General features: G+C 40.1%; 5 protein-coding genes. 1 reads left to right on the top strand and 4 read right to left on the bottom strand.

Features of this window, described 5'->3' with window-relative positions:
- Nucleotides 1–9: 9 nt before the first annotated feature.
- The 4 genes from BXY_RS15615 to BXY_RS15600 are packed head-to-tail and all read right to left on the bottom strand — an operon-like array spanning nt 10 to nt 9,097.
- On the bottom strand, nt 10–1,002 hold the full coding sequence (locus BXY_RS15615; protein ID WP_015532416.1) for a fimbrillin family protein: 993 nt from the start codon (nt 1,000–1,002) through the stop codon (nt 10–12).
- Between the two features lie 42 nt (nt 1,003–1,044).
- Entirely contained in the window at nt 1,045–4,287 is a 3,243-nt protein-coding gene (locus BXY_RS15610) for a DUF4450 domain-containing protein (protein ID WP_008018608.1), read from the bottom strand.
- Between the two features lie 38 nt (nt 4,288–4,325).
- On the bottom strand, nt 4,326–5,945 hold the full coding sequence (locus tag BXY_RS15605) for a RagB/SusD family nutrient uptake outer membrane protein (protein ID WP_004308511.1): 1,620 nt from the start codon (nt 5,943–5,945) through the stop codon (nt 4,326–4,328).
- 11 nt (nt 5,946–5,956) lie between these two features.
- On the bottom strand, nt 5,957–9,097 hold the full coding sequence (locus tag BXY_RS15600; RefSeq protein ID WP_196043080.1) for a SusC/RagA family TonB-linked outer membrane protein: 3,141 nt from the start codon (nt 9,095–9,097) through the stop codon (nt 5,957–5,959).
- A 302-nt stretch (nt 9,098–9,399) separates the two neighbouring features.
- Between BXY_RS15600 and BXY_RS15595 the strand changes: the two genes are divergently transcribed.
- Entirely contained in the window at nt 9,400–13,758 is a 4,359-nt protein-coding gene (locus tag BXY_RS15595) for a hybrid sensor histidine kinase/response regulator transcription factor (protein WP_004312562.1), read from the top strand.
- The last annotated feature ends 9 nt before the right edge of the window (nt 13,759–13,767 follow it).

The following is a 13,767-nucleotide window of genomic DNA, read 5'->3' as shown; positions in this document are numbered from 1 at the left end:
TTTAAATGTTTAATTATCATATAACTCCATACTTATTGACCTGCCCCCCTGACTCACAATAGTTTGAGTATTTCCCCCATCCCATTGTACATCTCCTGGTTCAACTCCTGTAATAGTATTACCGTCACTTGTATTAATTTCCTGACGATCTCCTTCAACCCATCCCTGAACTTCTCCTGATTCGACAGTTACATAAATCGTTTCATCCCTCTCACTGATTATTACAGTGTACGGATGTATGTGTCCGGGAACCAGGTCCATCTCACCAATCTTCTTGATAAAAGATTTCCCGCCCATTTCTATCTCAAAAGTAACCTCTGAAACTTTTTGAGGAAATACAATCAATGAAGTCCGCATATTTTCACCGGCCATAACCTTCTGAGATAACGCCAAAGCCGGTGCATCTTCGACAACAGCGGTCGTGCCGTCTATTGTATTGAAAGTTCCTTTAAGTTTCAAGCCAATCAACGTATAAGTTATGTCATCCAACGTCAAACCGTCTTTTCCTTCAAAAGAAAAATCAATCCTGCTCATCTGATGCGAAAAAGCAAAGTTGACATCCGGATTGTTCCGTCCGGCTTCCGTAGTCGCATAAAGAAAATCAATGGACATTTGCTTTTCCTGTGTTTGTTTATCCGAAGTCGTTTCCACTGTTATACAATCGGCAACCATAACGGAAGTCTCCGTAAATGGATAATAGGCGGACAATACATGTTCCTGTTTTCCCAGGAAATAAATAGACTGATTCTCGTCAAATGCTGCAAACGAAGATAAATTTCCTGTATATTTATAGGAAATATTTACATCATCTTCACAAGTTACCCCTATACGATCACCATCAGTCCACGTAGTACCAACAGTCCGGGACTTCTCCACAACCTCCGTGATTGTTCCCGAGATTGGCGCTTTCACCCCGACGATATCATCGCCGGAGTAATCATAGCTGCTACATCCCCAACATAAGATAGACAATGCAGCAATAAATGGCATTTTTCTTTTCATAATACTATAATTTAACAAGTTATATTTTCGGAATAAAGACTGTTATTGTAATGTTACGCTCATCAATCCAATCACTACATCATTAGCAACGGTTTCCAATGTCAGTTCTTTCAGAGTCTTATTCTTGTCCAACGGAATATCCAGCATGACACCGGCGCCACCTTCAAATCTGCGGTCGGCAGATCCGCGAAGTTTCAAAGCCTTTCCCAAATCACGACTCACGATTCCTGTTTTTAAATGAAACCGATACGGGCGAGGTCTGGGAGCATCAAAAGCAAAATCATCCAGATAAAAGTCCTGCTCAATCGGACACCAATTATCAGGGTTTACCAATTCCAGCACCTCTGAAGTTCCATCTGTATAATATACACGTACAATTCCGTTGGCTATCCGGCACTGCATATGATTGGTGCTCCCTACAAGCAACAAATAAGCATGGGAAGCTTTTCCAGAGAGAGGAACCTTCACCATATCCGGATAATTATCCCATAAAGAAGTGTAAGCGATATTGTTACCTTCTTTCATTACACGGAAAGGAATACCAAGTGAAGTTTTATACATATTATCCTTCACCAAGCTACGTAAGCCGGAATCATCAATTTCAGCAGTCAGCAATGGATGGCACCATTCTCCAATTCCCTGAGTCGGTAACTGCAAAGTTGTATAAGGAGAACGTGGAGATAAATACTCATTTTTAAAAATATCCGCTACAGAAGAATTAAACTGCTTATCCATGTTTACCACACGACATTTACCAGTTTCAATATTTTCAAATCCATTGTATACGACTTGAGGAACATTGACATAGACATTGACAGGTTGCCACCATTCCATATTCCCTTGACGAGTGTACACAAAGAAAGTATGATGTCCTTTCTTATCTTTATTCACTTTCGACGAAAGCTTGGTTGTGTTTACCTTCTTCGTTACCAGAACATTTTGCGGGTCATATACTTTAAGAAACGAAATACCCTGAGGAGCGTTCAAGTCTACCTGTCCTTCCAGCGTAGTAACAATTTCATCATTTGCAATCTGTTGTAAGACATTACCTTCCCATTGAATCTCGATTTCAGCTTTGGTGACAGCCGGTACAGAAACAACAATCAGAGGATACCCATTCGCAGCTTCTTCCGTCTTCCATTTCACAGCTTTTCCATTCACCTTTACCAAACGGATCTTATCCTTCACTGCATTCACTTGCAACGTCAAGGCCAATGGTTCTTTGAAACGTTGTGTCACATTATAAATATCCATATCACCCTTACGTAAGAATTCATAAGCTAAATCAGCCATTGACATAGACGCCTTATCCCACGCCATAGGAAATCCCGGGCGGATCACCAATTTTCCATTCAGAGCATCCGGCGAAACGCCATACAAGCCCTGTATCAAAGTGCGGGATGTTATACCTATTTGGTCTGCAAAATCACGGTAAGTTTCCCGGCGAACAGCATCATACAAACTTATTTGTCCGAAATTGCCAGGACTTTTCCCAAGGTACATCCCATCCAGAATAGAACCTTTCAACAAATTAAAACCATCGTCTCCACGCCCTGCCTGAAAAAAAGCAAGCGCAGTATGCATCACCTCGGCAAACGCCACATTATTCACACTCCACACATAAGGCATCCAGTTCGTAGTGGATAATGTTTCATAATCACGATCCAACCCATCTGCAAATACCGGAATATGCGGAATAGAGGTATCGACATACCGGGTTGCCTGATAAGCCTGGAAAGGATCGGCTGTTTCACTATCTATCGCGTGATAGATAGTCCACAAACCAGCGCTTTCATGTAAACGCTTATGCCCCATGAAATCTTGAAACTCGGCCCAATGCCCTTTATCTTTTATCCAAAGCCTTTCATTCATCGCTTTCAATATCTTATCCGCCTCTTTTTCATAGGGAGTAGCATCTTCCCCTATCTTTTCAGCCAGCATAGCGGCCAATTTATTAGCACGATAGTTATACGCTGACGAATGAGTTACAGCTCCACTGTTATAATAAAGTGCATCACTGGCCCAAATACAGCAATAAGCATCATACAGCCCGTCATTATCAGGGTCATAATTCAATTTTTCCCATGCCAGATGACTAGTCAATACAAGCCACATTTTACGTACATAGTCCAAATCGCCGGTCCAGTTGAAATGCCAGAGCAACTCATCAATGTAGCAAAGATTCATATCATAATGATGCATTTGATCCTTTCGGTAAGGAGTACGGCAAATATACCCGTTACTGTAATGCGGGGTACCCCATTTTTTTACCGAACGTGCCAAATGTAAAGCAGTATCCTGTGTAGGATGAGGTATTGTCGCAGGGACATCCGTAACCTGACTTGCTGCATACGAATCGAAATGCGTACGAGCCCTATCATGCCAGCCAATAAAATCACCGATATAAGCAGCACGCCAGCCATTTAATTGCGAACGCCAGCCAATAGCGCCGTGAAGCCATATTTTGCCATCCCATATTCCATCAGCGGCAGCCGCCAAAGCCCCTCCCAATGGATTAAAATAGGGATCCGGAGTAGAAATCTGAAGAGATGACTCTATCTCCGAACGCCACTTTTCAGACTTATCGTATAGGGAAGTTCCTTCAACAAGAGCTGGTAAACGTAACTCCTGATCTTCCACAACAATATAAGCAGTCGTTCCATCCAAACTCAATTTATAATGTTTCTGTTCTTTCGGAAGTTGGGGAGCATCAAAACTATCAGCACGATCAGCACCCATATCACCATTGCGGCTTAAATTCTTCGCTCTAATCTCTGAAATATAGCAATGTAAAAGAGCCCCCTCCGGCATATCCTTCATTGTAAACCGCCATATCCCTCCTTCTGCGTCAGGAAATGCCAGTACGGAGATATTTAATTCACCTTTGCCCAACAAAGGATCTGTCAGACGATAAGTACGCCTTCCCGCCCTGTATCTGGCCTCACAAAATTTTAAAGAATCAAGAGCTATACTTTGATTACCACATTGCAAGCGAAAACAGATATGCTTACTATCCTTCGGCTTATAAGCAGCAAACACAGGCCGGTCGCTCGTTTCAATCCTAAAGTCTGTAATACCTCCGTACAATGCACGAGTATAGCGATTCTTGCCGTTCACACAAACAAAATCATTACCATCCGGACGATATTGTATAGTACGTTTTATCCCTTTTTTACGTTCAATTTGGGAAATTGTCTTTGTTATATGCGCCCCATCTGTCGCTGCTTGTACAACAAGTGAGAACGCAGAGCACATCAGAAAACCAATCAAACAACTTTTATTCATATTTTCCTATCCTATATTTATTACATTTACTTCAATTTTTAACGATACGCTTCATTTTGTACATACAGCCCCTCTTTCACTTTCATCTGCGAATCGGGAATAGGATAGAGATAAGTTCCATCCTTTATTTGCCGGATATACAATAACAAAGTCGGACGTATGACATTACCATTGGCATCCACTGCATATTCCTGAAATTTATCACGAACAGCTTGAAGATTATTATGACGTACCAAATCATGCCAACGGATTCCTTCACAAGCCAACTCTCTCCGTCTCTCCTTGTCAACACATTCCCGGAATGCAGCCGGTTCCTTTTCGGCATTTGTCAATACCGGTATTCCTGCACGCCGCCGTATCCTGTCGACCATATCAACCCCTTTTGAAGTTGGACCTACAATCTCGGCATACATCAACATCACATCTTCCAAACGAATCAACGGGAAATTCAGAGGGAAATAAGTACGATCCACTATCTGCGCATTAATATCATCATACCCCAATGCTTCTCTTTTCATTTTATGTTCCAGGAATTTGATAAAGAAATCCTCACCTGCATATTTCGTCACACTATTAGGATTGTCATCATTCACAAACTTGGTCGTATCAATAGTAGCCAGACACCGTACATCAAGAAAATGTCCTTCTTCATCTTGTTCCTCTTTCAATAAATTATCAAGCCCCTTCGCACAAGCAATACTATTACCGGACATTTCAAGAGTAACATATTTCGAAGGTAAACGAGGCACGGAGTGAAATACCATCGGATTACCATAATCTTTAGCGACTATATATTGAATTTCAAAGATGTGATATTTATTATCATTCTCATTTATCCACATTCTTTGCCATTCACTTGCATTTTTAGCCCAAAATTTACCGGTTGCATCCGCATAATCAATTACTTCTTCAAGAAGCTCCCTAGCGAGTTCCTTTTTAGTTTCATCATACAGAGGAAATCCCGCCATTGTCAGATAAACTCTTCCTAACAATGCCTTTGCCGCAGTCAATGTTGCACGGCCACTGGCGGATTTCCTTCCTAGATAATCCTTCGGTTCCTCCGTCAGGCTTCCGACAGCATATTCCAAATCAGGAATAATAACCTTCTCATAAATTTCTACAGCCTCCGACTGCGGAGTCGACATTGCTTCTGAAATAGTCTGAGGAACAAGCGTCAAAGGAACACGCCCGTAATAACGAACCAAATCAAAATAAGCTAATGCTCTCAAAAAACGCGCTTCTCCTATTTGTTGTTCCTTTATTCCTTCAATAGTATAATTCACCCCATCTACCTTGGACAAAAACAAATTGGCACGCGAAACAATCTCAAACAAGTCATTCCATGCATCCCGAACTGTTGCAATGGTCGATATATTAGGGTTAAAAGAACTGATGTCCATATAGTCACGCTGTGCCGTACTCAGTTCTCCGCACCATGTATTATCCGAACGAACCTCTGACATAAGTAAAGCATAAGTCGACAACGGAAGCAGTCCGTTATATACTCCTATCAACGCTTGCTCCATTTGCGACGGGGTCGTATAAAAGTTTTCAGTAGTACGGGTATCTACCGGAGTGACATCTAGCCAGTCACTACAAGAAGAGAATAACAATCCCATACTCATAGCTCCACTTAGTATATATTGATATAGTTTCATAGTTTCTTTTATTAGAATGTTACATTTACCCCTAAAGTAATAGTTCTAGCCTGCGGATATGAACCGTAATCATAGTCACTATTCTTTCCGTCATTATTTACTTCCGGAGAATAACCACCTTCATATTTATCCCACATCAGAAGATTTTCTCCCGAAATATAAACACGGGCATAATTAATTATCTTCTTATTTTTGATGGGAATACGATAGCCCAGCGTTACGTTTTTAATTTTAATAAAATCGGTACTATACAACCAGCGGGTATCGTACAGTGAACCTGTATTAGAGTTATTAATACCGGGAGTTTTCCCATCACCCGGCTGTTCCTCGGAAACCCACATATTTTTCCAACGTGACAATACATTGATAGATGCTCCCATACCCGGACGATCCATGCCACGACCGAGCAGACTATATATCATTCCCCCTGTCTGTCCAGTCAGTAATACAGACAGGTCGAAATCTTTATATTTAAAGGTATTTGTCATACCAAAAGTATAATCGGGATCCGGTTTACCAACCAACGTACGATCCTGGTCATTAATCTTACCGTCATCATTCACATCACGGTATCTCACATCACCCTGGATAGAATTGGACATTGTAGGATATTTCCTCAAATCTTCCTTATACTGATACACTCCTACAGCATCATACATATAATATGCCCTCAAAGGTTGTCCAACCATCAATACCTGTGTATTCGATTTATCCCATCCAATGAAAACCGTACTATTATCTTCTCCCAAACTCAACACCTTATTCTTATTATAAGCTATATTCAAAGAAGTAGTCCACTTGAACCTTCCTGTCAAGTTTTGGGTAGTCAGTTCAATCTCAAACCCTTTATTTTTTATACTACCGATATTCCCCCATGCTTGTGTGAATCCCATTGTGCCAGGAACAGAAACCTGATATAATAAATCTTTAGTCGTTTTATCATAATAATCGGCAGCAAGAGTTATCCTGTTATCAAAAAATCCCAAATCCAAACCAACATTCCAACTGTGTGTCTTTTCCCATCCAAGTTCTTTATTATCAATTGAACTGGAAGCAAAACCATTGGTCAGGCTTCCACCAATTGAATAGTTGGAACTACCCATCAGCCCGATAGCAGCGTTAGTAGAAATAGAATTATTTCCATTCATACCCCAGCTACCGCGTATTTTCATTTGATTGACCACAAACTTTTCCGGCCAAAACTTCTCGTTAGAGATTCGATAGGCAGCAGAAACAGCAGGAAACATCCCCCAACGATTATTCTTTCCGAAACGTGAAGAACCGTCGCGACGAATACTTGCTGTCAACAGGTAACGGTTATCATATTCATACTGGGCACGCCCGAAATAGGATAATAAGCGATTGGGAGTTGACAAGGTAGCTAACGCAACTTTTATAGCCTCATCACTTTGGTTGAAAACTTCAAGTGAATTATCCGGGAACTGTTGCGCAGACAAGTTTGTAGTGGCTCCCGAAGAACTTTCCATTGAATAACCTGCCATAGCGGCAATATTATGCTTGCCTAATTTCTTATCATAATTTAATACAGCCTGCAACAGATATTTGGATGACCGTATATCTATACGGTTGGCAGAACTATGATACCCTTCACCATCCGTCCAGTTCTTAATTACCGAACTCGGAGTAAAAGTGCGAGTCTGACGGCTTGTAAAATCATACGCACCTTTCACTTCCGCCCTCAATCCGTCAATAATATTGACTCTGATAAAAGCTGAAGAATTCAACCGGGCCGTTTCGATATGATTGGTGACCTGCTCCATATAAGCAATAGGGCTGATTTTTGTACTAGACCATAAATAAGAGGCATAAGGTTCCGCACCGGAATATATCCCAGCATCTGGCTCTGCAACTGGACACATTGTCAAAACCTGATTTGCCTGCTGATCTTTGCCATCCACACGCCCACCATCTTTCCAGTCCATTGACGGAGCCATATTAACGCCTAAAGTGATGCGATCATACAATTTTGTCTCCACATTAGCCCGCAGATTCAAACGTTTGTAAGCACTCTCTATAGCAATACCTTGCTGGTCTATATATCCCAGAGAAAGCCGGTATTGAGTATTCCCTCTACCATTTGAAACAGAAAGCTGATAATTCTGCATCGGAGCCAAACGATAAAATTCATCCTGCCAGTCAATTAGTCTTAATCCACCGTAACCGGGCTGTGTCCATCGCGGGTCATTCATATACTCATAGTTTACCCGATTACCATTCAAGGCATAACGGGTATCCCAATCATCATCTGCCGTAGCTCCTTTTCCTCCTAAAGCAGCAAGGTATCTACTATTGTTATAGGCAGTCCGGAAAGTGATCCACTCTTCCGGGCTTAGTACATCTATTTTCTTTTCCAATTGTTGGATACTGAATGCAGCAGAAAACTGTACCCGGACTTTATCATCCTTATTAGCCATTTTAGTTGTAATCAAAACAACACCATTAGCACCACGAGAACCGTAAATAGCAGAAGATGAAGCGTCTTTCAAAACTTCAATCGACTGAATATCATTTGGGTTGATACTTCCCAAATCATCTATCGGAATTCCATCTACTACATATAAAGGAGTGGCATCCGCATTAATGGAAGCAGCTCCGCGCACACGAATCTGTAATTCTGATCCCGGCGCACCATTAGTTGACCGTACTTCTACTCCCGCCAACTGCCCCTGCAATGAAGAGGCAAGATTGGGTGCCGGACGGTCTTCAAGTTTCGCTGCATCAACTTTGGCAATGGCCCCGGTCACATTCCCCCTTTTGGCTGTACCATAACCGATTACAACCACTTCGTCCATTTGCACGTCATTTTCGCTCATCCTGATGGCAAAAACACTCTTTCCTTTAATAGAAATAGTCTGTGAAGCATATCCCAAATAAGACACCTCAATTGTCTTAGCTTTATCAGGAACTGCAAGAGTAAATTTGCCATCCACATTGGTAATTGTCATTCCAGACTTCCCTTCTGCTACAATAGTTGCCCCGATCAACGGTTCATTTCGTTCATCAACCACCGTACCGGATATGGTACGTTTTTGTGCAAATACTGTGACCGAATGGAGAGCCGAAATCATCATCAAGAAGAAAAATATATATTTTCTTCTCCAACAGCTAATCTCACAAACAGTGCTTTTCATACATTCTAGTTTTCATTTAATAATATTAGTTTTATACAATCTCATAAACCATGGTAATACAAAATCCAGTTATCAATTCAACAGCAAATATAGCGGCATACATGAAGCTGCTCATGCATTTTTCTCCATATACCATGCACATTTGTCCACCTGAACATTCTTATATAGTCCCTCTTTCTTTTTTTCAGGTTATTCAAGAAATTCAATGCAAAAGTCTGAATTTAAACTTTAAAATTACGTGCTATTTATCTATCTTTACCGCAAATCTAAAAAAACACAATCATTATTATCACTATACAAGTATGAGATTCTTCATTAAAGCTACAATTTTCTTTTTTATATGTACATGTATTATATATCCGGCAAACGCCTCCATAGAAATACATGCTAGGAATCTGACTGCCACTGACGGATTAGCCAATAATTCTATCAGGCATATCTATCAAGACAGCAAAGGATTCATTTGGTTTTCTACTTTAAATGGCCTGAGCCGTTATGATGGAAATTCATTTGTTACTTTCCGTCCCCAGAGCGGTGAAGAACTGTCATTAGCGGATCATCGTATCAGAAGTGTACAGGAAGACTCCGACGGATTCCTATGGATTACAACTTCCGCGGAACAAATCAGTTGTTATGATTTGAAAAAAGACTGTTTTGTAGATTTCACCGGCAAAGGAGAAATGAAAGACCGTTATAATGAAGTCACAATCCTCCCTAATAAGGATATATGGCTTTGGGGAAGGGTGCAAGGCTGCCGGAAAATTACTTATAAAAACAACAAATTCAGTTCGGAAACATATTCTACCGACAACCATAAACTAAAATCCGACAATATACGTTTTCTTAGTGTATTTGATTCAAATTCCATTTGGATTGGTACAGGAAAAGGGCTGTATTTACTTAAAGATAACACGCTCGAATGTATAGATTCGACTCACTACTTCCTTCAAAGCGCAGTCATTGATAATACTATTTATTTCATAACATCAGAGGGATTTATTTGGAAATACAACCAGCAGCACCTCACGAAAGTTGCCAATACTGCCACATCAACTGATTTTTTGCTAACAGGCAATATTGTATTACGTAACGAATGGCTGTTATTTACCAAACAAGGCGGAATCTTATTCAATCCCAAGACCAATACAACCAGAATTGCTCCGGAAGAGCTCAATATCCGTAATGGATTGGTAGTGAAAGATAACCGCAACAACTACTGGGTTCATAATCAGACTGGATACATTAACTATATTCAAAAAGAATCCGGTAGTGTCAAAAAGATTGATGTAAGATCGTCAAAGCTTCCATATTTCATTGATTACGAACGCTATCATGTCTATCATGACTCCAGAGACATTATATGGATAACGACTTATGGGAACGGACTTTTTGCCTATAATCCTACTACTAAAGAACTGGAACATTTTACCGCAACCGCCAATCATACAAATCCCATCGCCTCAAACTATCTTCAATATATAATAGAAGATCACTCGGGCAATTTATGGACAAGTAGCGAATATTCCGGTATATCCCAAATTGAAATCATAAATAAAGGGGCTGCAAAAGTATATCCCGAAGGTGAATTAAATATCGACAGGGCAAATGCCATCCGCTTCATATCCCACATGCAAGATGACGAAGTATGGATAACAACGCGTGCAGGCGGATTATATATCTACGATAATAAACTAACAAAACAGAAAAGCAAAAAGTATTATGATATAAATATCTATTCTGCATGTGAGGATAGTAAAGGTAATATATGGTTGGGAACACGCGGGAAAGGGCTCCAAGTCGGAGACGACCAACACTATATACATCAGGCAACCGATACAAATTCCTTAGCTGCCGATCCAGTATTCTGCATTTTGCAAGACCGCAAACAACGTATGTGGATAGGAACGTTCGGCGGAGGACTTGATCTCGCTGTTCCTAAAAAAGACAAATACATATTCCGGCATTTTTTCAATAAGACTTATGGCCAAAAGGAAATCCGCACTATCTGCGAAGACCGTAACGGATGGATATGGGTAGGAACCAGTGAAGGTGTTTTTGTATTCGATCCTGACCGTATTATAAAAGACCCGAACGATTTTTACCAATACAATCTGGATAACCATGCCCTGAAAAGCAATGAAATAAAATCAATTATACAAGATAAGAAAGGCAGGATATGGATTGCCGAATCAGGTATCGGATTTTGCGTAGCCAATATAAAGAATGATTATAAAGATATATCCTTTACTCACTATACGGTCAATGATGGACTTGTCCACAGTGTAGTACAAGCTTTCATTGAAGATGATGAAGGAAATATCTGGGTATCCACCGAATATGGGATTTCTTGTTTTAACCCGGAAAACAAAATATTCAACAATTACTTCTTTTCTAATGATATATTGGGGAATGTATATACAGAAGGATGTGCCAAATTAAAAGATGGTCGTTTGGCTTTCGGCACCAACCACGGACTTATAATACTCAATACTAAGCAAATTAAAAACAAAGAGAAAATTCTGTCCGTTACATTTACAGACTTAAAGTTAAACGGAATATCAGTCCGTCCTGCCGATATGGACTCTCCATTGACAGCCGCTCTGGCATATACAGATGCCATCAGTCTGAAATATTACCAAAGTTCCTTTGTCATAGACTTCTCCACTTTTGACTATCCAATTTCGACTAATACAAGGTTCAGCTACAAACTTGAAGGATATGACGATGACTGGAGTATTCCTTCTACATTAAACTTTGCAGCTTATAAAAACTTACCGGCAGGTACCTACTATCTACATGTCAAAGCCTGCAGCGTATCAGGTATATGGAGTGATAACGAGGAGACACTTGAAATCAAAGTAACTCCCCCTTTTTGGGCAACCGGATGGGCTTTCTTTGTTTACATACTCATTGCAGGCATTATCATGTATTTTGTATATCGTACTATCAGGAATATTAACAACTTGCGGAATAAAATTAAAGTAGAAAAGCAATTAACAGAATACAAGTTAGTATTTTTCACCAATATCTCACATGAATTCAGAACTCCGCTTACACTAATACAAGGGGCTTTGGACAGAATCCACCGTACCCACAATATCCCCAAGGAGATACGTTACTCTATCAAACTAATGGACAAAAGTACCCAGCGTATGCTGCGTCTGATCAACCAATTACTTGAATTCCGGAAAATGCAGAACAACAAACTCGCCCTTTCACTTGAAGAAACTGACGTTATCGCTTTCTTATATGAAATCTACCTAAGCTTTCAGGATACAGCCGAATCCAAGAATATGGATTTCAAATTTATACCATCCGTCAATTCATACAAAATGTATATTGATAAAGGTAATATCGACAAAATCGCCTACAATCTTTTATCAAATGCTTTCAAATATACTCCTTCCGGTGGAAAGATAGAATTCAGCATTTATATTGATAAACAGAAACAGCTATTAATCATGAAAGTAACGGATACAGGTGTAGGCATACCCAAAGAAAAACGTAATGAGCTGTTTAAACGTTTCATGCAAAGCAGTTTTTCTAGCGACAGTATAGGAGTAGGTTTACATCTTACCCATGAACTGGTTCATGTTCACAAAGGGAACATCTGCTATGAAGAAAATCCGTCAGGTGGTTCTATTTTCATTGTAACTTTACCTACTGATTCTTCCATTTATCAATCTAACGACTTCCTTATTCCTGAAAATGCCATATTAAAAGAAGAAGCACAAAACCATCCTTCGCTTTCTGCTCTTAATGAGGAAAATGCTCACTCTGAATCAGAAGAAGAAATAGATAAAGAAGTAGAAAATATAGAGAAAGAACTAAAAACAGAACTGAACGCATCTGATCAAGAGGGTCCTCTAAACAAACGGAAAATACTTATTATCGAGGATGACAATGACGTACGGGAATTCTTGAAAGAAGAACTGACCCCATATTTCGAGGTTGCTGCCGAAGCGGATGGAAAAAATGGTCTGGAGTATGCCCATAATAATGATATAGACCTCATTATCAGCGATGTCATGATGCCTGGATATAATGGTTTCGAGATAACCCGTAAACTAAAAAGTGACTTTAGTACCAGTCATATTCCTATAATCCTACTTACAGCCCTGAATGCAGCGGAAAGCCATCTGGAAGGAGTGAAAAGCGGTGCAGACTCTTACATAACAAAACCTTTCAGTACCAAACTGTTACTGGCAAGCATATTCAAACTGATAGAACAGCGTGACAAACTAAAGGAGAAGTTTTCCAATGACTTGTCAGCCAAACGTCCTGTGATGTGTACATCGGATAAAGACAAGGAGTTTGTCGAAAATCTGACCAAGATAGTGGAAGAACAACTGACTAACCCTGAATTTACTGCCGATGATTTTGCTTCTATGATGTCACTGGGTCGCACCATCTTTTACCGTAAAGTGCGTGGAGTGACCGGATATACTCCCAAAGAATATCTTCGTATCATGCGAATGAAGAAAGCTGCTGAATTGTTGTCAACCAAGAAATATACCGTATCTGAAGTAACTTATATGGTCGGCATCAATGACCCGTTCTATTTCAGCAGATGTTTTAAGGCTCAATTTGGCATCTCTCCTTCCAGTTATCAGAAAAGATACCAAGAGGGCATAAGAGAAACAGAAATAAACGAAGATTAATAAATATAT

The organism is Bacteroides xylanisolvens XB1A (assembly GCF_000210075.1).
GTDB classification, from domain to species: domain Bacteria; phylum Bacteroidota; class Bacteroidia; order Bacteroidales; family Bacteroidaceae; genus Bacteroides; species Bacteroides xylanisolvens.
This window is presented reverse-complemented; position numbering and strand designations above follow the sequence as displayed.

What these genes read in the sequence shown, in the direction of transcription:
- BXY_RS15615 (WP_015532416.1), bottom strand. Translation starts at nt 1,002, where the DNA reads ATGAAAAGAAAAATGCCATTTATTGCTGCATTGTCTATCTTATGTTGG.
- BXY_RS15610 (WP_008018608.1), bottom strand. Translation starts at nt 4,287, where the DNA reads ATGAATAAAAGTTGTTTGATTGGTTTTCTGATGTGCTCTGCGTTCTCA.
- BXY_RS15605 (WP_004308511.1), bottom strand. Translation starts at nt 5,945, where the DNA reads ATGAAACTATATCAATATATACTAAGTGGAGCTATGAGTATGGGATTG.
- BXY_RS15600 (WP_196043080.1), bottom strand. Translation starts at nt 9,097, where the DNA reads ATGAAAAGCACTGTTTGTGAGATTAGCTGTTGGAGAAGAAAATATATA.
- BXY_RS15595 (WP_004312562.1), top strand. Translation starts at nt 9,400, where the DNA reads ATGAGATTCTTCATTAAAGCTACAATTTTCTTTTTTATATGTACATGT.